This window comes from Candidatus Nitrosocosmicus sp. R (genome assembly GCF_054408505.1).
The window spans coordinates 1,834,765-1,857,272 of the sequence record NZ_CP167090.1 but is presented as its reverse complement, the minus strand read 5'-3'; the positions used below and the strand labels follow the sequence as shown (position 1 = coordinate 1,857,272).

Annotated in this window: 24 protein-coding genes and 1 pseudogene; 13 read left to right on the top strand and 12 right to left on the bottom strand. The window is 35.0% G+C overall.

The window, feature by feature from the left end; all coding sequences use genetic code 11:
* Positions 1 to 42: 42 nt before the first annotated feature.
* A pseudogene (locus AAGU22_RS09575) lies at positions 43 to 1,036 on the top strand (transketolase family protein).
* The gene (gene fsa, locus AAGU22_RS09570) at positions 1,033 to 1,698 is read left to right on the top strand and encodes a fructose-6-phosphate aldolase (RefSeq protein WP_458718888.1); all 666 of its coding nucleotides are present in this window, start codon (positions 1,033 to 1,035) and stop codon (positions 1,696 to 1,698) included. Before AAGU22_RS09575 ends, fsa begins: the two are co-directional and overlap by 4 nt.
* A 40-nt stretch (positions 1,699 to 1,738) precedes the next feature.
* On the opposite strand, the gene AAGU22_RS09565 is transcribed toward fsa, so the two are convergent.
* From AAGU22_RS09565 to AAGU22_RS09550, 4 genes are all read right to left on the bottom strand, one after another.
* On the bottom strand, positions 1,739 to 3,493 hold the full coding sequence (locus AAGU22_RS09565) for a vWA domain-containing protein (protein ID WP_458718887.1): 1,755 nt from the start codon (positions 3,491 to 3,493) through the stop codon (positions 1,739 to 1,741).
* A gap of 16 nt (positions 3,494 to 3,509) precedes the next feature.
* The gene (locus tag AAGU22_RS09560) at positions 3,510 to 4,325 is read right to left on the bottom strand and encodes an AAA family ATPase (protein WP_458721770.1); all 816 of its coding nucleotides are present in this window, start codon (positions 4,323 to 4,325) and stop codon (positions 3,510 to 3,512) included.
* A gap of 203 nt (positions 4,326 to 4,528) precedes the next feature.
* Complete coding sequence (gene folE / locus AAGU22_RS09555; RefSeq protein ID WP_458718886.1) at positions 4,529 to 5,146, bottom strand: GTP cyclohydrolase I; 618 nt, start codon at positions 5,144 to 5,146, stop codon at positions 4,529 to 4,531.
* Positions 5,147 to 5,227: 81 nt separating this feature from the next.
* Entirely contained in the window at positions 5,228 to 5,485 is a 258-nt protein-coding gene (locus AAGU22_RS09550; protein WP_458718885.1) for a hypothetical protein, read from the bottom strand.
* 713 nt (positions 5,486 to 6,198) lie between these two features.
* On the opposite strand from AAGU22_RS09550, the gene AAGU22_RS09545 reads away from it, so the two are divergent.
* Complete coding sequence (locus tag AAGU22_RS09545) at positions 6,199 to 6,828, top strand: L-threonylcarbamoyladenylate synthase (RefSeq protein ID WP_458718884.1); 630 nt, start codon at positions 6,199 to 6,201, stop codon at positions 6,826 to 6,828.
* Between the two features lie 12 nt (positions 6,829 to 6,840).
* Positions 6,841 to 7,368, top strand: a complete 528-nt coding sequence (locus AAGU22_RS09540; protein WP_458718883.1) for a hypothetical protein — start codon at positions 6,841 to 6,843, stop codon at positions 7,366 to 7,368.
* Positions 7,369 to 7,417: 49 nt separating this feature from the next.
* Here AAGU22_RS09540 and cgi121 read toward each other — a convergent pair whose 3' ends face one another.
* The gene (cgi121, locus tag AAGU22_RS09535; RefSeq protein ID WP_458718882.1) at positions 7,418 to 8,044 is read right to left on the bottom strand and encodes a KEOPS complex subunit Cgi121; all 627 of its coding nucleotides are present in this window, start codon (positions 8,042 to 8,044) and stop codon (positions 7,418 to 7,420) included.
* Positions 8,045 to 8,070: 26 nt separating this feature from the next.
* On the opposite strand from cgi121, the gene AAGU22_RS09530 reads away from it, so the two are divergent.
* The 3 genes from AAGU22_RS09530 to erpA all read left to right on the top strand — a co-directional run bounded on the left by AAGU22_RS09530 (position 8,071) and on the right by erpA (position 11,494).
* Positions 8,071 to 8,781 carry a class I SAM-dependent methyltransferase gene (locus AAGU22_RS09530; protein WP_458718881.1) on the top strand — a complete coding sequence of 237 codons (711 nt, stop codon included), beginning with the start codon at positions 8,071 to 8,073 and terminating at the stop codon, positions 8,779 to 8,781.
* Positions 8,782 to 8,935: 154 nt separating this feature from the next.
* Positions 8,936 to 11,059: an acetate--CoA ligase family protein gene (locus tag AAGU22_RS09525; protein ID WP_458718880.1), complete on the top strand. Its 2,124-nt coding sequence runs from the start codon at positions 8,936 to 8,938 to the stop codon at positions 11,057 to 11,059.
* An 84-nt stretch (positions 11,060 to 11,143) separates the two neighbouring features.
* The gene (erpA, locus tag AAGU22_RS09520; RefSeq protein WP_196816399.1) at positions 11,144 to 11,494 is read left to right on the top strand and encodes an iron-sulfur cluster insertion protein ErpA; all 351 of its coding nucleotides are present in this window, start codon (positions 11,144 to 11,146) and stop codon (positions 11,492 to 11,494) included.
* Positions 11,495 to 11,678: 184 nt separating this feature from the next.
* Here erpA and AAGU22_RS09515 read toward each other — a convergent pair whose 3' ends face one another.
* Positions 11,679 to 12,953 carry a Glu/Leu/Phe/Val family dehydrogenase gene (locus tag AAGU22_RS09515; RefSeq protein WP_458718879.1) on the bottom strand — a complete coding sequence of 425 codons (1,275 nt, stop codon included), beginning with the start codon at positions 12,951 to 12,953 and terminating at the stop codon, positions 11,679 to 11,681.
* A gap of 1,013 nt (positions 12,954 to 13,966) precedes the next feature.
* Between AAGU22_RS09515 and AAGU22_RS09510 the strand changes: the two genes are divergently transcribed.
* Complete coding sequence (locus tag AAGU22_RS09510) at positions 13,967 to 14,308, top strand: hypothetical protein (RefSeq protein WP_458718878.1); 342 nt, start codon at positions 13,967 to 13,969, stop codon at positions 14,306 to 14,308.
* Positions 14,309 to 14,386: 78 nt separating this feature from the next.
* On the opposite strand, the gene AAGU22_RS09505 is transcribed toward AAGU22_RS09510, so the two are convergent.
* From AAGU22_RS09505 to AAGU22_RS09490, 4 genes are all read right to left on the bottom strand, one after another.
* The gene (locus tag AAGU22_RS09505) at positions 14,387 to 15,100 is read right to left on the bottom strand and encodes a phosphatase PAP2 family protein (RefSeq protein ID WP_458718877.1); all 714 of its coding nucleotides are present in this window, start codon (positions 15,098 to 15,100) and stop codon (positions 14,387 to 14,389) included.
* A 64-nt stretch (positions 15,101 to 15,164) separates the two neighbouring features.
* Positions 15,165 to 15,593: a Fe-S cluster assembly sulfur transfer protein SufU gene (sufU, locus tag AAGU22_RS09500; protein WP_458718876.1), complete on the bottom strand. Its 429-nt coding sequence runs from the start codon at positions 15,591 to 15,593 to the stop codon at positions 15,165 to 15,167.
* On the bottom strand, positions 15,590 to 16,840 hold the full coding sequence (locus AAGU22_RS09495; RefSeq protein WP_458718875.1) for an aminotransferase class V-fold PLP-dependent enzyme: 1,251 nt from the start codon (positions 16,838 to 16,840) through the stop codon (positions 15,590 to 15,592). Before AAGU22_RS09495 ends, sufU begins: the two co-directional genes overlap by 4 nt.
* Before the next feature lie 93 nt (positions 16,841 to 16,933).
* Positions 16,934 to 17,947: an ABC transporter ATP-binding protein gene (locus tag AAGU22_RS09490; RefSeq protein ID WP_458718874.1), complete on the bottom strand. Its 1,014-nt coding sequence runs from the start codon at positions 17,945 to 17,947 to the stop codon at positions 16,934 to 16,936.
* Between the two features lie 168 nt (positions 17,948 to 18,115).
* Here AAGU22_RS09490 and AAGU22_RS09485 point away from each other — a divergent pair, with 168 nt between their 5' ends.
* From AAGU22_RS09485 to aspS, 3 genes are all read left to right on the top strand, one after another.
* On the top strand, positions 18,116 to 18,376 hold the full coding sequence (locus tag AAGU22_RS09485) for a DUF3892 domain-containing protein (protein WP_458718873.1): 261 nt from the start codon (positions 18,116 to 18,118) through the stop codon (positions 18,374 to 18,376).
* Between the two features lie 199 nt (positions 18,377 to 18,575).
* Positions 18,576 to 19,079, top strand: coding sequence for a transcription elongation factor NusA (locus AAGU22_RS09480; RefSeq protein WP_458718872.1), 504 nt, complete (start codon positions 18,576 to 18,578; stop codon positions 19,077 to 19,079).
* 67 nt (positions 19,080 to 19,146) lie between these two features.
* On the top strand, positions 19,147 to 20,472 hold the full coding sequence (gene aspS, locus AAGU22_RS09475) for an aspartate--tRNA(Asn) ligase (RefSeq protein WP_458718871.1): 1,326 nt from the start codon (positions 19,147 to 19,149) through the stop codon (positions 20,470 to 20,472).
* On the opposite strand, the gene AAGU22_RS09470 is transcribed toward aspS, so the two are convergent.
* Positions 20,462 to 20,896, bottom strand: coding sequence for a M67 family metallopeptidase (locus AAGU22_RS09470; RefSeq protein ID WP_458718870.1), 435 nt, complete (start codon positions 20,894 to 20,896; stop codon positions 20,462 to 20,464). The two genes, aspS and AAGU22_RS09470, sit on opposite strands and share 11 nt — an antisense overlap.
* Before the next feature lie 95 nt (positions 20,897 to 20,991).
* Here AAGU22_RS09470 and AAGU22_RS09465 point away from each other — a divergent pair, with 95 nt between their 5' ends.
* On the top strand, positions 20,992 to 21,801 hold the full coding sequence (locus AAGU22_RS09465) for a cupredoxin domain-containing protein (protein WP_458718869.1): 810 nt from the start codon (positions 20,992 to 20,994) through the stop codon (positions 21,799 to 21,801).
* 104 nt (positions 21,802 to 21,905) lie between these two features.
* Here the strand turns inward: AAGU22_RS09465 and AAGU22_RS09460 are convergent, their stop codons facing one another.
* Complete coding sequence (locus AAGU22_RS09460) at positions 21,906 to 22,199, bottom strand: HNH endonuclease (protein WP_458718868.1); 294 nt, start codon at positions 22,197 to 22,199, stop codon at positions 21,906 to 21,908.
* A gap of 73 nt (positions 22,200 to 22,272) precedes the next feature.
* Here AAGU22_RS09460 and AAGU22_RS09455 point away from each other — a divergent pair, with 73 nt between their 5' ends.
* Positions 22,273 to 22,464 (top strand): hypothetical protein, encoded by a 192-nt coding sequence (locus AAGU22_RS09455; RefSeq protein WP_458718867.1) that lies wholly within the window; start codon positions 22,273 to 22,275, stop codon positions 22,462 to 22,464.
* The last annotated feature ends 44 nt before the right edge of the window (positions 22,465 to 22,508 follow it).

Genomic DNA, 22,508 nt, shown 5'->3' with positions numbered 1-22,508 from the left:
GTTCAAAAATGTTTGATATTGAAAGAAAAGATATAATGTATAATGGTGAACTATGAATTGACCCATTTGACTACTAGTGATATTAAATTTTCTGATATGCGATCCGCATACGGAGATAGCCTTGTAAATTTAGGTAAAAAGTATCCTAACATAGTATGCATAGGGGGTGATACTACTGATTCACTTAAAACAAAAAAATTCGGTGAAAAATTTCCTGATAGACTCTTCAATGTTGGAATAGCCGAAGCTAATTTAGTTTCTATCGCAGCTGGCCTTTCTATAGCGGGTAAAGTATCTTTCGCGAGTACTTATGCTGCTTTTATTCCAGGCAGGTGTTTAGATCAAATTAGAAATGCGATTTGCTATCCCAACCTGGATGTGAAAATCGTAGTATCTCATGCAGGATTATCTGTGGGACCTGATGGCGCGTCTCACCAACAAATAGAGGATATCTCTATTATGAGATCTTTACCAAATATGCGGGTCTTGGTACCTGCCGATGCGATTTCAGTCAAAAAACTTTTGGAAAAAATAGTGAATATACCGGGTCCATTTTATGTAAGGTTAGCTAGGCCTTCAACTGAGGAAATTTATTCTGAAGAATCCAACTTTGAAATTGGAAAGGGAACCATAATAAAAGATGGCAATGATATCAGTTTATTTTCCTGTGGAACTATGGTCTCAGCATCACTGAGGGCAAGCGAAATCTTGAAAAAGGATCATAATATTTCTTGTAGGGTTGTAGATATGTTACTCTATCAAGCCGATAGACTCTGAATTGATTTATAAATGTACGAAGGAAACGGGCTCATTGGCTTCCATAGAAGAACATAATATAGTAGGGGGACTGGGTTCTGCAATTTCAGAAGTGACCTCTGAAATATGCCCTACTTTTGTAAGAAAAATTGGCATTAGAGACAGGTATGGTGAATCCGCAAGAGATGAGGAAATCGATTCACTTTTAGATAAATATGGCTTATCTCCAAGGGAAATAGTAAAGAATGTGGTTGCTCTAAAAAAGGGTGAAACAAAATGAAAATCTTCCTTGACACTGCCAATGTTGAATCTATAGAAAAATACAATGAATTAGGGGTAGTAGATGGTATCACTACTAACCCAACATTGCTTTCAAAAGAAAAAGGCAACCCGATTAAGACCATGAAAAAAATCGTAGAAATTATGAAGGGGCCCGTTAGTCTTGAGGTAGTTGCTATTGACTTTGTTAAGATGATGGAAGAGTCGTTGAAATTAGCAAAGTATGGGGAAAATGTAGTCGTAAAAATTCCTATGACCATGGATGGTCTAAAAGTTGTGCATGCGCTCACCAAAAAAGGCATAAAAACTAATGTGACGCTAATTTTTTCTGCAAATCAAGCGTTATTGGCTGCAAAAGCCGGAGCTACTTATGTAAGTCCATTTATTGGTCGATTAGATGACATTGGATCCGAGGGTCTGAATCTGATAAGTGAAATTGTTCAAATATTTGCCAGCTACGATATCTCGACCCAGCTATTGGTGGCTAGCGTCCGTCATCCATTACACGTGATCGAAGCGGCAAAAATGGGGGCAGACGTCGTTACACTTCCGCCAGACATCTTAGACAAGATGATACGTCATCCATTGACAGATAAAGGTCTAGATTCATTCCTGTCGGATTGGAAAAAACTAGAAAAAGAAAACCCTGATCTTGCATTCTAATTTGTTAACTGTTATTTTGGTGCACTAACGTGGGATTGCATCATTCTGTAGTTAAAAGTCCTAATACTTTTTTTGGTAAATCCTGCAACCTCTTTTTTGATAAAGTTAGAATTCTTTGATAGTTAAGGTATTTCAAATTATGTCCAATTCCTATCGCATCTCCTAAATCCGAGCCCAGACCGATGGCAATCATTTCCACACCGCTTCTTTTGTATGACAAAACTATCGAACGTACCGCATCCATATCAGCGGGTTCGCCGTCTGTAAGGGTTACGAAAATATCTGGTTTGAAGGCGCTGATGCTTGGCTCAAGTATCTTGTAGATTTCTGCCAAAGGTGTTCCTCCTATTGGTTTTACTTGCATTAGTCTTCTTGCATATATGGATCCCCATCTTGCCGTTGGGGGTTTAATGACCCAACATTTAACCATTCTAGATTCAGTATTAAAAGCATATATGGAAAACTTAATTCCTAGATATTCTAATCCTTCACACAACGCTACTGTGGCTTTTTTGTACTCTATTTCATTGTCCTCGATACTGCTTGAAAGATCCAAAAGCACTGATATCTTTACATTTATTGCAATTTTCTTATCACTGATAAAAATTTTTGACTGCTTTTCAATGTAATTTTCAATTTCTATTTCGTCTCCACTAAAATCATATTTTTCTTTCCATCCGCTTCTCCATTCCTTGAGAGCCGTTTTCACCTTATTAATTAGATCAAAATCGTAAATGGCGGTTTCATCAACCCCCAAGTTGTCTGGTATTGCAATGGAAAGGTTTTCAGTTGATTCAAAACCTTTATTATCATTTTTTTTGCTCTCATTAACTATTATTCTAAACTCTTCATTGATATCATCGCCTTGGACAATTTCTTTTTTTAGTTTCTCTATTTCTAACTCTTTAGTTTTTAACCTCACAAGCTTTTCAATTTGTGATAAAACTTCCTCCTGCTTCATAGAAAGCCCCACTTTGCTCTTTGGCATAACAATCGGGATGGGTGGAACTGACATTAGTGAATCAACCTGAAGTATCTTAATTATCTGTCTTGTTTCATATTCTAGCCACTTTTGATCCTTTATCGGGTCAAAAGTTTTATTATTAATCTTGAATTTCTTGATATAGTCTCTTAGAATGTCGTGTGCATAGTTTGATGCACTTATTACCCTTTCGTTTTCGCCACCGTATAGTTCACCCTTTATATAGCCTGTTAGAAAGAACTGAGAAAATGCTTCTAACACTTTATTCTTCCCATGAAGTGAATTTAGTAGTGGTTTGTTGTGCCAAGACAATCCCTCGTAATATATAATTTCTTTTATCATGCCTTTCCATTCTTCCAATCCCAATATTTCTATCCGTTTTGTCTCTAAAATGTTAAACACAAATCCAAAGACGACGTCGGTATCAAAAATCTTAAATGAATACTTTAATCTGACTGATTCATACCATAGTAATGTGCGCCATTGCCTATACTTTTGAAAAATGTTACCATAGAAATAATCTAATCCCGGAAGGACAATTCTATTTTTGTCCAGATTAGTTGAGATTTTACCTTCTCTTGAAATATGAATGGTTGATTCATTACTGTCTGACCATCGTCTAGATAAGAATGTGGCAATCTCAAGCAATACATCATTTCTAATGTGGATATTTTCAAGATCGAGGTCATCAAATCTTAAAAACGATTCGGACCTTTTCTTGTAATGCTTGTTCTTTATTTCATCATCATGAGTTTCATCACGTTTTGGATCATTGTCCTTGCCATTGTCTTTTATATTCCAAAAAATAGACATACTCTGCCAACATGAACTAAATGAATATGGATGCTATTATATCCATTACTTTTCGGTACTCAATTTCGCCCCATTGATGATAAACGTTTGCAAATACAAATTCAGCTGCTTCTTTTGCATTTGTGTTGTTCGTTACCAATTTCGAATATGCGATCGTTTCCCTCAAACTAGGGCTATAAAAAATTTCTTCAAGAGAAGCTGCCTTCCGTAGATTGTGAGCTAATTTTATAGCACTTTTAATATTATCTTCATCGTTCTGATTATCTACTTTAACATGCTTTTTGATAATATCCATTTCAGTATCTTCAGGAGGATAGTCTAGCATTATTCTAATTGGGAATCTGCTTAGAATCTGTGGTGGGAGCTCTTTTGTTCCAACGTGCGACAATGGGTTGATGGTTCCAATTACAAACCAGTTGTCCGTTGCCTTTATAGTCTGTCCATGAAATTCTTTCAAAACAATCTGCCTTCTATCATCCAAAGCTTCATCAAGTCGAAGGAGCACATCCGGTTCGGCCGCATTAAGCTCATCTAGGTATAACAAATTTCCTTGTGTCATCGAGTGAACCAGAACTCCATTTACAAAATTTATCTGACCGTTATCAATAGTGTGAGTTCCAATTAAGTGTGATTCTCTGGTCCTGAGGCTAAAATTTACGGATGATAGTTCCTTATTTACCTGCTTAGCGAATTTTCTAACGAGTGTGGTTTTGCCAGTCCCTTTTGGACCAATTATTAGGACAAAAATACCAAGTTTAAAAGCCTTATCTAATATTTCAAAAGCATTATTCCAATCAATATACTCTATATTCGCATCGTTGGCCGCAGACATCAATTTAGGTTTCCTCGCTCATCTATCTAATTAAAATATATCGTAGACATGCATGTAGTGTCCAAATGATATATGCACCAAGAAATTACAAAAATGGATTGTGATGCTGTATCATGATTAATGTTGCACAGGTTAATAGGTTAACGACTCGGGGTGCACAAAAAGAATTTAGATCAACTTTACCCTCTTAATAAATAAGAATATTACAGTCTTAGTCTTCCATCAGAATTTATTATAGAAAAGAACTCTTGCTTTGTATTGTGATTTTCCTTAAAAATTCCATCAACTGCAGAGGTTGTAAATTCTGCTGAACTCGATTGAGTACCCCTTGCAAAAACGCAAGTATGAATAGCCTTTATAACCACGCCTACACCTTTAGGTTCAAGTCTATTTTTGATTTCCTCAAGAATTTGGTACGTGAGTCTCTCTTGAAGCTGAGGTCTAGAGGAAACTTTGTCCACTAGTCGCTGGAACTTTGAGAGGCCGAATATTTTGTTATTTGGAATATATCCGATGGCAACTTCACCAAAAAAAGGAAGCAAATGATGTTCACAAAATGAAAATAATCTTAAATGATTACCTATTATCATATCATCATGATCTGCCTTAAAGGCTGTAAATTTCTCATATGATCTCTTTTTGAACAATTCTTCACCAAATGCCCGTAGCCTCCTACTTGTTTCCTTGTTGTAACTGCCATTCTCACCACCAATCAGTCTATAATAACCATTAACAGTGCTATCAAATTCATCTCTGTTTTCGCTAAGAAAAACCTCGTTTATACCCTTTCCTTTTAAACCTAAACTTTCTTTTTCTATCATTTTGATCTGTATTATTAGTTGATGATATAGTTCACTTGCAAATAAAAATACTTTTGTTATTTTACGATATATAGTTGATATTTATTCCAAAAAAAAGCCCCACAAAACTATTGACCTCTTTTTTTCTAACTCAAAATAAGATTTCATAACAGCAATCAATGTTTTCAAGTGATTTAATGGATTGTTCGAACCAACAGAAATTCTCTTAAGATCAAAACCTTTCGAACTAATCATTTCCATTGTAGTGTTTGAAATGATTATCTGATCACCTTTGGCAAATTCCTGTAGCCCGCTAGCCATATTAACATTGGTGCCCATGGTTGTAAATTGATCAGACACGGCCTATTTGAACCTGGCCAGTATTGATGCCACACTTTATGTTAAAATCTAGGCATCCTCCATCTATTTTCCAATCTGATATCACCTTATTTTTTAAGTTCTGAATCTATTCTTAGTTCAATTGCAGCATTTATGGATTCTAATGCTCCGTAATCCTCTCATTAGTTCTTTCTGCTGGATTTTTCTCAAAGAACCCGAACCATGACATGATGCCATCCCCGAAAGTTTTGTCCAATACTCCATTATTATGCGCAATTATGCTGCTAGAAATTCTAAATATTCTCTAAAAATTCTAGTATAATATATTCGCAATCCATCAAATAAAACAACTATGTTAGCTTTGAAAACCCGCTGATACCCCAAAAAACAATAGTTATTGTCTTTTTACAAATGTCTGATGTTTGAATGCTGTTGCTATTGCTGCTACTACCCAATGCCCTTTGATGTTGGATCCTGAATTGGTAGTACATTCTTGCTATCTTTTCATAATTTTCATATCTTAGTATATCAATATTGGATTGTATTGACAATTTATAACAAGTTAGCTATTTATGCTTTTCTAAAAGAATTGAAGATTTTAAATATTGGTATATTATAGTAATTGTATTTAACATTTAAGAAAAGTCTTCAATTTAATATTTTTTTGTTTTAAGGTAGATTGATAGCTTAGGTTAAATTGAATTTGCAAGTTCTCCAAACTATTGATCTTTCATTTGGATTGTAGGAATATTGGCGACTTAGAAAAATGCTCTGAGATAATTGACAATGGAGGTGTGATCGTTTATCCTACTGACACTGTTTTTGGCATAGGTTGCGACCCCACAAATGAAAAATCGGTTTTACGTTTATTTGCTATCAAAGAAAGACCATTGGATAAGTCCCTACCAGTATTGACAAGTGACTGGAGAATAGTCTCAAGAATTTCACATATTACTCCACATGCCAATATACTCCAAAATTTATTCTGGCCCGGAAAACTGACTCTAATTCTAAAATTGAAAGCAAACCATGGATTGTCTAAATATGTGATTAACAATGTTAATAATACTATTGGATTACGCATTCCTGGTAATTCATGCATATTAAATTTGATAAATATGACTAGATCTAAATTATTAGTGGGAACAAGCGCTAATTTGTCAAAAAAGATTCCCTCAACGAGATTAGAAGACATTGATGAGACTATTTTGAGTAAATGCGATGCTGTGGTAACTAATGAATTATTATCAGACAGCAATAGCGGATCAACTATAGTGGATGTTTCTGGATCGGGATTTCCTCGCATAATTAGAGAAGGTGCCATTCCAAAGGAAGAAATCCTAGCGGCGCTTAGTAGTCCATAGCGGAGCAGAACTATGATATTCAATTTTCTTGCTACAACGTATAGATACAAGGAGGAAGACCTGATGGATGAACTAGAAGGACTGTTTTACGACTTTGGCGAGACTAGTGTGGAAGTGAATGAAACTAATATCTCAGGACTTATTGTAGGAAAATCTTCAAAGGATTCAGAACTTTTCGTACCATATTTGAGGGAAAAGCTGCAGAATTCACCATGGGAGATCCGAAATCTGCTTAGATATGTTCCAATACAGAGGGTGGTGCTAAGCGAGGTTGCAGAAATTAGAGATTGCTTGCTTGATTTGGCTAGAGAGAAAATTGCTAACAAGGGACCAGTTAAAATTCTAGTTGAAAAAAGGCATACCAAATTAAGTAAGAAAGACATTATTGATTCAGTTGGACCTCATTTGAATTATCCCATCAATTTGACCAATCCTACTTGGATTCTGCTAGTAGAGATTATTGGAAAATATTCAGGAATATCGGTTATCAGTTCCAACATGATGTTTAGTTCAATGACAGAAAAAAGGGTTTCAGAATAGAATTAAATTATGGTAACAATAACCCGGCTAATTTCTAATCTAATCCCACTCAATTTAGGGATATGGCTGCTTTCTCAATAAGAAATTTTAAATATTTTTCCTCATTATTTAATAACAAATAGGAATTAACTTTGAATTTGTCTTTAAAGAAGTGATTGAAAATGTAATCCTTCTTGGTGATATCAGTGTGTATCAAATTACTATCTTCGATGCCATAAGACATGAGAGCATCGAGAGTGTAACTCAATTTGGTGCCAAGCTTAGAAATCAATACCACAACAAAAGTCTTATTTTTATTATCTCCAAAGTTTGATTTTAGAGCATCTTTTATTTGATTTGTGTAGCAGATTCTAAGTAAAAATTCAATTTCGACGCTTTTTATGTTTGATTTGATTTTTCTTTTTTCCTCTTCATTAATGATCTTTAAGATTCCAAGTAGGTGGTCAAACCCATAAACTAGTTTTGAATTAACAAATATTATATTGATAGTTTTATCCTCTGACTTTATCTTGTTATAGATATTTCTTACGTCTGTATCAAAGAAGGAAATTCCGGCGATAATTGCATTTAATGCGTCCATTTTAATGAGTCTTTCATTGTACAACACATCCACTATAAGACTATTGATGACATCTTGACTAATATCTTTATGACCGCAATTGATACAAAAATTCAATATCTGGTTTCCTTATACTTTTTACATTGAAGAATATTGGATTGGGGAATTCATATTGGAATGAAGTAATAAAAGTACTTCAGAATATCATTCCTGTTTATGATAAGGTAAATAGTGCTATTTCATTGGGAAAAGATAATCAGTTTCGAAAAGAAGGGATAAGAAAAAGTGTTTTCCCTGGGAATCATATCCTCGACGCAGGCTCCGGATATGGCAACATGTCAAAACTGGTACTGGATATCGTTTCTGAAGATGTTACCATAAATTTTTATGATCCTATTCCTGAAATGTTGGCTGAAATCAAGAATAAGTTCAAGAAGTATGATAATACCTATTTTTTATGTAGTGGTATTTTTGAAAAGATTCCATACAAGTCTAATTCATTTGATGCGGTCCTATGTGGTTATTCGATAAGAGATTCGATCGCGCTAAATGAGTCGTTTGTAGAAATTCACAGGGTTTTAAAAAAAAATGGCAGACTATTAATTGTTGATCTCGGAAAACCTGATAATTTTCTGGCCCGTTTCCTTGTATCCTTTTATCTAAAGTATTTCCTTGTTATCATGGCTTTTTTAGCCGCTGGGAGGCAAGGATTACCCTTCCGTACTTTATATGGTACATTTCTTAGATGGCCAAGAAACAAAGATCTAAATGAGTTGTTATTAAATACATTTTCCAAGGTAGAGTTTAACAAAAAGCTAATGGGAGGGGCCATAATTGTAATTGCTTATAAATAATCATTTCATAACAATGATTTATCACCATTATGTCTTTACACATATATGATTATTGTTTCAATGAGATGGTGAATTACATTCTAAAAATTCAAATCTCAAAACTCAAAACTTAAAGTAAGAAAAATTATAAACCGAATAGAATAATGAACTCTTATTGACAGATCAAAACAAAATCAAATCGATATTTGAGGATTCTTTTAAAAATAAAACCAAAGTCATTACCGAAGAAATTGCTAAAGGCATTCTTTCTGAATATGACATTAGCGTCCCCGGGTTTGCTCTGGTTAAAGACATAGACTCCGCAGTCACAGAAGCAAGAAAATTGGGTTTTCCATTGGTAGCGAAAATAGTTTCCCCACAGATTTTGCATAAAACTGACGTGGGAGGAGTCAAAATTGATCTTAAAGATGAAGAATCTGTTAAATCTGCATTTAACGATATGTATGAAAGATTATCGAAGGATTATGATGTAAAAGGTGTCCTACTTGAGAAGATGGTCCCCAAGGGGGTTGAGATGATTGTTGGTTTGCAAAATGATCCCCAGTTTGGCCCGGTTATGATGGTAGGACTTGGAGGAATTTTCACAGAATTATTCAAAGATGTGTCGTTTAGGGTTCTTCCTCTAACCAAGGAAGATGCAACGGACATGATTGAAGAACTCCAAGGTAAAATGTTGTTAAAAGGATACCGTGGTTCAGAACCGATAAATATGGAAGTATTAACTAATGCCTTACTAAATATAGGAAAATTGGGGTATGATATTTCACCTTATTATGAAAGCATAGATTTCAATCCTGTAATTGTATATCCGGACAGTTATTTTGTTGCTGACGCAAAAATCATTTTATCAGAACAACCCAAATATAATGTTGTTTCTAAAGTTGAACCCAACTCCACTAACATGGATTTGTTTTTTAATGCCAAATCTATCGCATTAATCGGTGCCTCCCCTGAAATTGGAAAGATAGGAAACTCTGTGTTAGAAACTTTAGTAAAGCATGACTATAAAGGAAACGTGTATCCTGTAAATGCAAAAGGCTATCCCGAAATAATGGGTATACCAGCCTACAAAAGTCTAGGCGATATTAAAGACCCCATTGACGTGGTGATTGTTACTGTAGATTTGAAATTTGTTCCCGATTTGTTAAAGATTTGTGGCGATAAATCCATTCACAATGTTGTAATCATTTCTGGAGGCGGGAAAGAGTTAGGGGGAGAAAGAGCAATTATTGAACAACAAGTTAAGGAATTGTCATCTCAGCTAAATATTAGGATTATTGGACCAAACTGCATTGGAATGTTCAACGGAGAGAATAGGTTGGATTGTGCCTTCCAAGGACATGACCGTATGCTTAGACCAAAAAATGGTAATGTGTCCTTTTTGTCTCAAAGTGGAACTATAGGCATCGCATTTATGGAACATTCATTTGCCTTTGGGATGAGCAAAATGGTTTCATATGGAAACCGATCTGATGTAGATGAAGCAGATATGATCTGGTATCTGGCTGAGGACCCGCAAACCAAGGTTATAGGATTATATGTTGAGGGCTTGGGAGATGGTCGAAAGTTTGTTAACACTGCCAAAAAAGTAATTACTGAACGAAAAAAACCAATTGTAGTATTCAAAAATGGGCGAACTTCAAGAGGTGCTAAACAAGCTGCTTCTCACACTGGCTCTTTAGGGGGAACATATAGCGTTGTGAAAGGTGCATTTTCTCAAAATGGAATAATTTCAGTTGACAGCTACGATGAACTGACTGCATCTCTTAAAGCCCTATCATGGCAGCCGGTGCCAGAGGGAAACCGAGTTGCAATGGTCACGAATGGTGCCGGGCCGATAATTGCGGCCATTGATCAATTTGAGAGACTGGGATTACAGGTAGCAAACCTCAGTGAGGAGAGCATGAAATCATTCAAGTCTCACTATCCAGCAACTTATGTACTTGGTAATCCGTGTGATGTCACAGGATCAGCAAATGCAGACGATTATAAATTTGCGATCCAGACATTTATGGATGATCCAAATGTCGATATTGTAATGCCTTGGTTCGTCTTTCAAGATGACCCGCTTGAGGAGAAAATAGTGGATATTTTGGCCGAATTCAATAGGCAAGGGAAAAAACCCATCCTTGTTGGCGCATTGGGTGGTCCATTTACTCAAAAAATGGCTAACAAGTTAGAGGAGAATAATGTGCCGGTATATCAATCGGTAAATACATGGAGTATAGCAGCTAGTTCGTTAGCCAAATGGTCTGCACTATCCAAGCCTCATCAATAGACCCTTTTTTACAAAATCATCTCTTTTTTTTGGTTTATTTATAGGAAAACATTATTAAATTTGTATTGCATATTGTATTACATCATGGCAAGTGTACAACAACCTAAAATTATTGATGTTACAGCAAAGGCTGCAGAAAAGGTTACAGAATTTATGAAACAAGAAGGAAAAGATAATCTCTATTTGAGAGTATATGTCACTGGCGGTGGATGTTCTGGATTATCATATGGAATGGGGTTTGAAGAAAATCCAGACGAAGATGATGTAATATTGGAACAAAACAAAGTTAAAATTTTAGTAGATAATTACAGTCAAAAATATTTGAAAGGAGCAGTAGTCGATTACATTGAAAGTTTGATGGGATCTGGATTTAAGATAACTAATCCAAACGTTACAAAGAGCTGCTCATGTGGTCATTCATTTTCTACTGAGTAATTTTTTATTTCTTTTAAAATCCAATTTTATTTCGTTTTCTTCTTCATGGTATATTGATATATTTCGGGGCTAAACTTTAAATTTATGATTTATGGTGTGGAGAAAATAAATCAGAATGATGATATACCTGCTTTTTCTGATCTGTTTTTGTAAGATTTATACTATCAGGTCAAATGAGTATTGGTTAGGGCCATATTCCTCTTAGCTTTATGGCTTCAGCGACCCTATTGACTGCCAAGGCTATACTTGCTGTACGCATGTTTGTATTATATTTTTGATGTGCATCATATACCTCGGCGAACGCCTTTGTCATTATTACATCTAATCTTTCGTTTACTTCAGCTTCAGACCAATATTCTCTCCTTAGATTTTGGAGCCATTCAAAATACGATACTGTTACTCCTCCACTATTAGCCAATACATCTGGGATAACCAAAATATTGTTTTGATAAAAAATTTGGTCGGCTTCTGGAGTAGTGGGACCATTTGCCGCTTCAGCAACAATTTTGGTCTTAATTCTAGAGGCGTTATCCTTGGTAATCTGATTCTCCAAAGCAGCTGGGATCAAAATCGTACATTCTGTAGTCAATAATTCATCATTATTTATTTCAGTTGCGCCAGGAAAGCCACGGATTGATTTATTTTCTAGTTTAAATTTGATTAATTCATTTACTTTAAATCCATTCTTGTTAATGATTGCTCCTTGTGTATCTGAAACAGCAATAATTTTTGCACCCTGTTCTTCAACTAATTGAGCTGCATATTGCCCTGCGTTACCAAATCCTTGCACGACTACTACTGCCTCATTCATATTGATATTTTGTTTTTTGGCAGCCTCTCTTACCGTAAAAGACAGTCCTCTTCCAGTAGCTTCTGTTCTACCCAATGACCCGCCTATCGGTAGGGGTTTCCCAGTAATTAGACCCGGTTCTCCGCGATTGCCCTTGAGGGCAGAATAAGTATCCATTATCCATGCCATTTCTTGACCGCCAGTGTATACGTCTGGGGCCGGGATGTCAGTATAGGGTCCAATAATATCGGAAATAGCATAGGCATATCTTCGTGTCATCCTTTCTAACTCTGACTTTGACATATTCTTGGGATTGCAAATTATGCCTCCCTTACCCCCACCTAGGGGTATCCCTACCACGGCACATTTCCAAGTCATCCACATAGAAAGTGCCATTACTTCTTCAATGGTTACTTGAGGATGATATCTAATTCCACCTTTAAATGGCCCCCTTGCATCATTGTGCTGAGAACGGAACCCTGTAAAGACCTCTATTCTCCCGTCATCCATTTTAACAGGTAGGGATACTGTTAGAACTCTCTTTGGCTTCGCAAGTATTTTGTGAATACCTTCATCTAAATTGATAATTTTTGCAGTTTCTTGAAGCTGTTTCAACGCCATTTGATAGGGATTATTAGTCGATCCAAACTCGTTAGCATTATTTGTCATTATAGTAGAGGGAAAAATTTTGATATATTTAAATTTAATCAAAAAGCCACTACCAAAAATTGATATTTTAGAGATGGATGGATTTAATCGGACAATATCAGAAATTGATTGAATATTTTATAGCTTTTATGCATACCAATGCTCTATTTCTCAGAACAAATAGAGCAAATTAAAGGCGGGTTCTTGTACCATGATTTAATTTTTATGCTACGATATTTTTTATCAATCTCTTCAATGTTGTACTCTTCGTTTGACCCTATCAACGTAACTTTTATATAAAAATAACAGAAAAACAGACGCCTCATCTTTTAGATAATTCGAACCTATCCTAATAGATAAGATACAATAACGGTTCATTATTTCGCCTATTTTGATCCTTTTCTCTTCTGCAAAATACAAATCACAAAAACAGGGTAAAAGTAGCCATAATACTAAAATGATTTGATATCTAAATCTTGACTACCTTTCGCCACATGCAGCCTTTTATACACAGGCAGAACAATATTATAACTTGCCTATCTCAAGTCGGATTGCCTCTATTGGATTTGCTAAATACTACTTGATTAAAATAACAATTGCATATGCTCGTATTAGTATCTTTTAAGAGATTAATTAGTCCCAGTTAAAATGAAATAAGGGAAAACCAAATGATTCGTTTAAGGATAGTTGTGCTCAGATCTTATGAGATGTTTCCTATCGAAAGGAATCGTATGCTATTTAGCATTAGGCATCCAGGGTACCCGTGAATCCAAAATAACTAAAAAGACCAAAGGAAAAAGGATGCAATCTGCTCATTCTAAAACTGAAAGATAATAACCTATCTTAAATCATATCATATCAAATCACTTACTACCAACTTGAGCTGACTTATAGTCAGGTTTAGGATCGGAAAGGAACATCAAAGCAGAAAATCTTGTAATTTTTTAATTTACTTTTATGAAGTAACACCAATTCTACATCTTTAATTTTGTCAGAATGTATATAAATAGTATTCTTAATATTCTACTATCTGCTTGGTAAATATTGAATTTCTAAAACGCTTTTCCACAGATTTTACCGAGAATCTAGATAGTTTTGAATATGTTCCAATTGTATCAAAGAGGCTGTTAGATCATTATACCCGATGTTATTTTACTCATACTTTCAGTTATAGGATCTTGTTACCAAGGACAATTGACTCTCCAAAAAATAATGATATTTCAAGGAAATTGGGATTGCAACTTCAAAACGAGTTGTTATCTGGAATCCGCTCTTTAAAATTAAGGCCAAATATCAAGGACTACCGATATGTTCATGATGATTCACACTTTGGCTGGCTATTACTAGATCCGGCGTTAACAAACAGGTTCAACTAAAACTATACTATCGTTTTATGTTTTTTAGAATTTGAAATGGAATTCGCATGACAGAAGGTTCTGTTCGTACTACTAGTATTATCCTCCCTGGTTTGAATCTACAATATTAATTCTCTGTTGCTCATTAGCTTTTAGGACCTTCACTAATACTGCAACTATTACCAAACCAAAAAAATACCCGCCAATCAAATCCATAAAGTGATGTTGAGAAAGATACAGTTTGGTGAAGCCTATTAACGTCGGGAAAAATATTAAAAATGCTATAGCGAATCTGGGTGAATATTTATAGGACAATCCAGCCACGATAAAACTGAAAGCAGCTGCTGAGGCTATATGATTTGAGGGGTATGAAAAATCTTGGGCAAAGGGCATAAAACTATCCCTTTCAAGCGTGAATTTATCTGGTAGTATTACTAGTGGTTTAAAATCGATACTTGGATGCTCGATTGCAAACAAGGGTTTACAATAGGTTACTAAAATGGTAACAGAAACTAAAGTAATCAATAAAATCATCCCTATTCTTCTAGTTCTCTTAATTATTGTAAGAATAAAACCAACAATTATTAAATTAATAGTATCTGATGTGGTAGTGATAATAATGAATAGTTCGTCCAATGTTTGGCTCCTTATTTGATTGATAAATTTTGTTATGATTTCATCTAAATTACCTAATACTCCTGTTACTGCAAGAACGCTTGCAATAACAAAAATAGAAAAAAATACAAAAATAAAAGATCCTTTGATATTCCAATAAGGATTTGTCGGTTTTATTTGGATGTTATTATTCACCATACATTAGTAGAAATTGGTTCGTTACTGTTTTAGGAGAATCAAATCCACGATCATTTGCTATTTGTTAAAAGACTTTGGATTCATCCTTCATTTGAGCAGCAGATGTTGGATCCTTATCGACATAATATTTTACCATTCCCAGTTTTAACACTTTTAAGGAAAGTAAAGCGCACTTTATTCTAGCTGGGCCCAAATTTGTCAGCCCAATATTTTCGAGCACATCGTCTTTTGTGATATCTTTAATTGTTGTAAGCGGCTTATTCGACACCATTTCAGTCAACATCGAGGCACTAGCCTGGCTAATAGCACATCCTCTCCCATCAAACTTGATGTCTTTAATTATATCACCTTCAACTTTCAGATCAATTGAAATTTCATCTCCACAGAGTGGATTGCTATCATTTATTCTTATATCCGGTTCCTCGATCTTTCCTTTATTTCGCGGATTTCTATAGTGGTCAAGTATCATTTCCCTGTAAATATCTTCACTCATATTTTGAATATTCTCCTAGCATGATTTAAAGCATCTATTAATATATCAATTTCCTCCTTAGTATTATAAATATATAGGCTAGCTCTGGAAGAAGCTACGATATCAAGCTTTTCCATCAACACTTGGGCACAATGATGTCCAGACCTAATTGCTACCCCGAAATCATTTAATATTGTGGCGCAATCATGGGGGTGAATTCCTTCGATATTAAAAGAGACCAGGCCCCCTCTATCTTTAGCAATTTTGGGACCGTATACTTTTATATTTTTTATTTCTTGGATGCGGTTTAAAAGATAGGTGGTCATTTCTAATTCATGATCCCGAACATTATCCATCCCTATCTTATTGAGATACTTTATTGCAGAGCTAAAGCCAATTACATCAGCAATATTTGGGGTTCCACCTTCAAATTTGTAGGGGAGATCATTAAATACCGTGTTTTCTTTATGTACCTCTTTGATCATATCGCCACCAGAAATAAATGGCTTCATTTGCTCTAATATTGCTTTTTTGACATACAAGACTCCTACTCCTGTAGGGCCGAGCATTTTGTGGGCTGAAAATGCTAGAAAATCACAATTTGTTTGTTGAACATCTGTTTTCATATGTGGAACTGACTGAGCACCATCCAAAACGACAGGGATGTTTTTTTCATGTGCAATTTTGATAATTTCCCTAGCAGGAAATATAGTCCCTAATACGTTTGACATTTCACTAAGGGAAACCAACTTGATTTTTCCATCACCTTTCCTTGACAAAAGTTCCTCGTAGGCCTCTAGGTCTAAGTATCCATCCTCATTTACCTCCAAGTATTTGATTCTTGCTCCTTTACTTTTACAAAGAATCTGCCAAGGAACGATATTACTATGGTGCTCATATTCGGTCAATAGTATCGTATTTCCCTTCTTAATGTTGGCATTTCCCCATGAATAAGCCACTAAATTGATTGACTCGGTAGTGTTTCGAGTAAAAATAATTTCTTCTTCGTATTTTGCATTTATGAATTTTCTAACGTTCTCCCTTGTTCCTTCATATTCGGCTGTAGCTTCTTCAGCAATTTGATAAACTGCCCTATGAATATTCGAATTATACTCTGAATAATATTTACAAATTGCATCTATTACTTCATTTGGTTTTTGAGTGGTTGCAGCATTATCAAGATATACCAATTTTTTTCCATCGTTTAGTCGTCTATTTAAAATTGGAAAATCCTGTCTAATCTTACGAACGTCTAGAAGTGCTTGCATTAATGTTTATTATTCTGTATTTTAAGATATAAACTTAATATCTATAAAAATACCCATTGGACAATTAGAGTCAAATCGTCTAAATAATATAGATCAACTGTCATTTTTATAAAGCCAACACTTTACCATATTATTACCAACTTGTATGTCAGGGGGATCGTTTTTGCAATCTCCAAATGCACGAGGACATCTATCTAGAAACCGACAACCTTCTCCTATTTCTATCAAATTAGGGGGGTCTCCACTAATGAATTTGATGGATTTCTCTGAGGATCTTATGTGAGGTATTGATTGAATGAGGGCTTGGGTGTATGGGTGCAAAGGTTTATCAAACACTGTTCTTATATCAGATATTTCCACAGCTTGACCTGCGTACATTATGATTACTCTATCTACTAGATTTGGAATCAGTGACATGTCATGAGTAATCACTATTATTTTCATCTTTTTTTCCTCTATTAATTTTCGTAGTAATTGTAAAACCTGAGACTGAATCACTACATCTAATGCTGTAGTTGGTTCGTCTGCGATTAGAATTCTTGGCCCAAGCAATAATGCATTGGCTATTACTATTCGTTGCTTCATTCCACCACTCAATTCATGTGGGTATTTCTTACAAACGAGGTCGGGATTTAGTCCTACATCAGTAAGAGCAGACCTTAAAATCGAATTACAATCTTTATTAGATATATTTTTCCTGTGTGATGTCAAAATTTCTTTCATCTGATCTTGTATAGTAAACACTGGATCAAGACTATTCATTGAACCCTGAAACACCATTGATATTTTCTTCCACCTGTATTTCTCATTAAATTCCCTTTCTGAGATATTCAAAATATCTTGGTCCTCAAAAATGAAACTTCCGGATACAACGGACCCATTTTCTGCCAGTGATCTCATGAGTCCATAGCCAAGTGAACTCTTTCCTGATCCGGATTCCCCTATTATACCGATACCTTGGTCATCATTCATCTTGAACGAAATTTTATCAACGGCCCTTAAAATTCCTGATTTTGTTTCATATTCGATAGAAAGATCATTGACTTCAATCGAACAGTTTCCTCTTTTACCAGGATTGTTTGTATAAAATCTGTTTCCCTCATTCATTTCAAATTACTTCTCTTCTAATTATGCAGAATTAGGCATTTGTTTATTCATCATAAGTTCACTTTCCCTTTTGCTTTATAAAATTTTTTTGCAAAGACCTGTCATCAATTTTAGTGTGCTAAACAATTTTATTTGTGATTGGGTCATTTTATTTTGATTTCTGAATTCATGACTGAATTACTTATAACCTGTGTAAAAAAAAATACACATGGGGTTATATTTCAAGTGGGAATTAATGGAGATATTTTTGATGTTAAAACTATCGCTGAAAAAATATGGTCAAGAGAGAACACTTATTTTACAATAGCAAATGGGATTAGGGTAAGGGTATTTGCACTTAGACATCCATCTACCAATGAACCTTATCTTACTACCACCACTAACTTGAAATTGCCCAATAATCTCAAATATTTGCCAAAATGCCAATGAATCTTTATATCGTCTTCTACTTTAAGACATTTGATCCATCATAAAGCATGGCTCAAGTTTAAATATATATTTTACATAGATTTTCTATATACGTAAAAAAAATAAAAATTAATGATTCAAAGTATTTATGATACGAATGGATAGTCTAAAAAAAATCAAAGATATTTAAGTGATTTCTATTATTAGGTTTAAAGTGGTAATGAAAACCCCTATTTGTACTTTTGATGCTAAAACAGGTATTTTGTGTAACTTATGTGAAAGCAAACTCGAGTCGGGCCAGATCACACAATCAGACGTTGAGAGCTCTATAGTTCTAACAAGACTAGCTCAAAAAAATTCTACCATAAATAAAATGACATTAGTATCGGCAAAAGAAATTAAAAATGAACATATATTAATGCTCAAGAGTTCTGATATCAGGTTAATCCGTTCAAACAATGAACTAAGTGATATCATAAATAAAGCATTTCAGAAAGACATTTGGATAATTGAATCTGATTCTAATGATCGAAGATTTTTAGACAACCTATTTCATCCAATCAAGTTAGAAAGTGTAAATTTTGTCTGGTTACCCGACGGGAGTAAGTTAACAAGGGTTGTACTGGCAAAGAATTCCGAGGGAATTGATGAAAAAAGGTTAGAAACTATAAAAATGATATCTATGGCAGTTAGGCAAATCGATCTCATAACTGAGTTAGATTGAAAACTTTATTTGGATTTCAATGCTGAACATGTAGTTTATTAAAAGGAGTTGATTGATTTCATTAGATATGGCTCACTCAGCTCAGAATGAATCAAACAGGAATACGAGAACTCACTTCACTTCTGAATTGCAAGGGTTACAGACAGGTTCAGAAGTTAAAGTCGCAGGGTGGATTGAGGATTTCAGGGACATAGGTAAACTTGGATTCATCTTACTTAGAGATGTAACCGGTTTGGTTCAAACTGTTTTGGTCGGAGAGAATTTGCAAAAAGCTAAATCAATTCCTAGACAGAGTAATATTTTGATAACAGGAATAGTAAAAGGTACTAAATCTAAGAATTTTCCTTTCGAGATCAAAGTCAAGGAAATTTTTGTTTTCTCACCCGCTACCCTATCTCTCCCTGTTGATCCAACAGGCAGGGTTGAATCTAATTTGGATACCAGGCTGGATAGTAGAGCTCTGGATCTGCGAAACCCCAAAATTTCTAATATCTTTCTCATTCGTTCCAATATTTTGAGGGTAATTCGAGATTTTTTCTCTGAAAACAAGTTCATAGAAGTGAATACCCCGAAAATCATAGGAAGTGCAAGTGAAGGAGGATCAAACCTTTTTTCATTTGATTATTTCAAACGGAAAGGGTTTTTAGCTCAAAGCCCTCAGTTATATAAAGAACAACTAGTCTTGGCTTTGGATCGTGTGTTTGAAATTGCACCATTTTTTAGAGCTGAAAATTCTCATACTCTTCGACATCTTAATGAATTTTTGAGTGTTGATCTAGAAGCAGCTTACCTTGATTATTATGACGTAATGAATTTAGTGGAAGAATTGATCAAGAAAATACTCATGCATTTGAGAGATTCCCATTGTATCGACAGTGAGAATCCGTTCATAAAAGAAAACACATTAGACCATGTGATTTCAAATCCATTTCCGAAGATAAGTTACGATAAGTGCTTGGAAGAATTAATTAGTCTCGGAGAAAAAGTTACCTTTGGAGATGATCTATCCGATTCATCTTTAAGAAAATTAGGAGAAAAATTTGACAAGTTTTATTTCATAGTTGATTGGCCACTTAACCTCAAGCCTTTTTACATACACGAGAAGGAATCCAGTCCTACCCTGTCAAAATCATTTGATTTGCAGTTTGGCCATCTTGAACTGGTATCTGGAGGGACTAGGCAACACGATGTGTCAAAACTGAAAAGTAGACTGGCAGAACAGGGATTATCGCCCGAAAACTTTAAAGATCATTTGAGAGTCTTTGAGTGGGGGATGCCACCACACTCAGGCTGTGGGCTGGGATTTGACAGATTAATGATGGTATTGTTAGGTCTTAATAATATTAGAGAGGCAGTATTGTATCCTAGAGATACTTCCAGAATTAGTCCTTGACAATAACCACCTTGATTTCTTCGATACCCTCAATCTTTCCTTTCGATGAATCACTGAATATAAAACATCTCATCTCATCAGTTATTGTGGATTTGATTAACCATGGTATTGGATTAATCTCCATGAAAGTTTTGTCGGTTTCTGATGGAAAGGGGTTGGAGGGATGTGAATGAAATATGCCAACGACTGAAGTATTCAATAATTCTGCGTATTCATAAATTTTCAATAATTCATTTTCATCCATAGTAAATCTGACCTCCGATGAACCTCTATTATTCATGGGAATTACCTCCCTGATCTCATAGACGTTATCTTTCTTCCTGCCCAATAGTAGCGCGCACGACTCTTGTGGATTACTCATAGTTGTAGTCTTATCTAATTTTGACAGTTGACTAACCTTGAGCTCTATTGTTAGTTGATTCATTAGCCGTCAGACCTTCCTCTTAAAATGGAAACCTGTTTTTACGAATTAAAATAAAGAAACTATTAATTATACCATACTCACCTTTTAATATATTTATGACAGACTGGGACTTGCTCATGCCGGGCGTTGGTTTAACAGCTGTTGGTGCTGCTGGAGTAGCCGTAGCTCTTTCTGGAATTGCTAAAACATTTATGGATGGGATGCAATCCGTATCAATCTTATGTATGTTCTTTGGATTAATATTCTTGTCTGCCGGGCTCTTTAAAGATGGTTTTCCTACCTCAAAAAAATCCAAAACTGCGGTGGGTATAATATTGATCCTATTTATAACTGTTGGAATCATCGGGGCTGTGCAAATAAGCACCAAGGTTCCCTCAATATATTCTTATATCGCCATTATTGTTACTATAAGTATTCCTTCATTAATAATAATAATCGCTTCATACAGGAATAATGCTCATTTAATGAAAATATCCATAGCATGTGTAGTGGTTATGATTATCGGATCTGGTTTGATAGTATCTACTGCATGGATGGCTTCACCTGCGACTGCGACTTCAGAAGATGAAAAAACGGGTGGTGAATCTCAAAATTCAACAATCCCCAAAGTTGTTAATACTACTATTGTTCCTGCTACCATCCCTGCCGGTGCCTCGGGTCAGGGAAATCCCTCTTATGAACCCGCAATAATCGAAGCCAAAAAGGGTGAAGCTATAGAATGGACTAATTTAGACAATGTTCCGCATACGGTGACTAGTTTCGCTGATGATGGCAAATCCTTTGATTCATCATTGATAATGACGGAAAAGAAATACGTTCTCGATACAACCAGTCTTACCGAATCAAAGTATGAATACTTTTGTACTCTTCACCCTTTCATGAAAGGCTCATTTGCATTGAGTTAGTCGTATTACATACCATGGGATGATAAAATCTCTTAAAAAAGTTGTAAGAATGAAATTATGACCATGGGATGATAAAATCTCTTAAAAAAGTTGTAAGAATGAAATTATGATTTTGAAAATATTTTTTTGATCGATGAGAACATATTTCCGTTATTATTTGGACTGTTACCCTCATAACATTCAGGACAAACAGCCCGCAAGTTTTCTGGTCTGTTATCCTTTTTTGACCCATTTAGATAAATAAAATGTGGTTGATTTGTTCCAGATAATTTCTTTGAACATTCCTGACACCTATTTTTTGATCTTTCAAGTACGATTTGTTTTATAGCAAGGGTTAATTCTTTGTACTTGTCTCTTTTCTTACTATTACTTCCTGATGCATTTCCAAAGAAAGACAATATACTTATCTTCTTTAGTTATCTTACATAAATTCTTTCTTTAGTATCCTAGCTTATATGGAGTCTAGTTCAAATGGATCAATCCGTGAATAATTTTAAAAGTAATGAGGATATTGACGAAAGGATAATACATTGTGCTTTATGCGGTCGAGAAATAAAACTCAATTTGGCTTGGCCTCATGTGGATGGTGACTCTAATCTGGGAGTAAAAAAAATCGATTATTTTTGCAGTGAGGAGCATAAAGCAGAGTTCTTTGGATCATAGGTATACTATAACAGGTATTTTACTGATCTTTGGATAAAGACTAT

What these genes read in the sequence shown, in the direction of transcription:
- AAGU22_RS09495 (WP_458718875.1), bottom strand. Translation starts at nt 16,840, where the DNA reads ATGCAAGCACTTCTAGACGTTCGTAAGATTAGACAGGATTTTCCAATT.
- aspS (WP_458718871.1), top strand. Translation starts at nt 19,147, where the DNA reads ATGGCTCACTCAGCTCAGAATGAATCAAACAGGAATACGAGAACTCAC.
- erpA (WP_196816399.1), top strand. Translation starts at nt 11,144, where the DNA reads ATGGCAAGTGTACAACAACCTAAAATTATTGATGTTACAGCAAAGGCT.
- sufU (WP_458718876.1), bottom strand. Translation starts at nt 15,593, where the DNA reads ATGAGTGAAGATATTTACAGGGAAATGATACTTGACCACTATAGAAAT.
- AAGU22_RS09560 (WP_458721770.1), bottom strand. Translation starts at nt 4,325, where the DNA reads ATGTCTGCGGCCAACGATGCGAATATAGAGTATATTGATTGGAATAAT.
- AAGU22_RS09485 (WP_458718873.1), top strand. Translation starts at nt 18,116, where the DNA reads ATGACTGAATTACTTATAACCTGTGTAAAAAAAAATACACATGGGGTT.
- fsa (WP_458718888.1), top strand. Translation starts at nt 1,033, where the DNA reads ATGAAAATCTTCCTTGACACTGCCAATGTTGAATCTATAGAAAAATAC.
- AAGU22_RS09540 (WP_458718883.1), top strand. Translation starts at nt 6,841, where the DNA reads ATGATATTCAATTTTCTTGCTACAACGTATAGATACAAGGAGGAAGAC.
- AAGU22_RS09565 (WP_458718887.1), bottom strand. Translation starts at nt 3,493, where the DNA reads ATGTCTATTTTTTGGAATATAAAAGACAATGGCAAGGACAATGATCCA.
- AAGU22_RS09480 (WP_458718872.1), top strand. Translation starts at nt 18,576, where the DNA reads ATGAAAACCCCTATTTGTACTTTTGATGCTAAAACAGGTATTTTGTGT.
- AAGU22_RS09465 (WP_458718869.1), top strand. Translation starts at nt 20,992, where the DNA reads ATGACAGACTGGGACTTGCTCATGCCGGGCGTTGGTTTAACAGCTGTT.
- AAGU22_RS09490 (WP_458718874.1), bottom strand. Translation starts at nt 17,947, where the DNA reads ATGAATGAGGGAAACAGATTTTATACAAACAATCCTGGTAAAAGAGGA.
- folE (WP_458718886.1), bottom strand. Translation starts at nt 5,146, where the DNA reads ATGATAGAAAAAGAAAGTTTAGGTTTAAAAGGAAAGGGTATAAACGAG.
- AAGU22_RS09505 (WP_458718877.1), bottom strand. Translation starts at nt 15,100, where the DNA reads ATGGTGAATAATAACATCCAAATAAAACCGACAAATCCTTATTGGAAT.
- AAGU22_RS09470 (WP_458718870.1), bottom strand. Translation starts at nt 20,896, where the DNA reads ATGAATCAACTAACAATAGAGCTCAAGGTTAGTCAACTGTCAAAATTA.
- AAGU22_RS09455 (WP_458718867.1), top strand. Translation starts at nt 22,273, where the DNA reads ATGGATCAATCCGTGAATAATTTTAAAAGTAATGAGGATATTGACGAA.
- AAGU22_RS09515 (WP_458718879.1), bottom strand. Translation starts at nt 12,953, where the DNA reads ATGACAAATAATGCTAACGAGTTTGGATCGACTAATAATCCCTATCAA.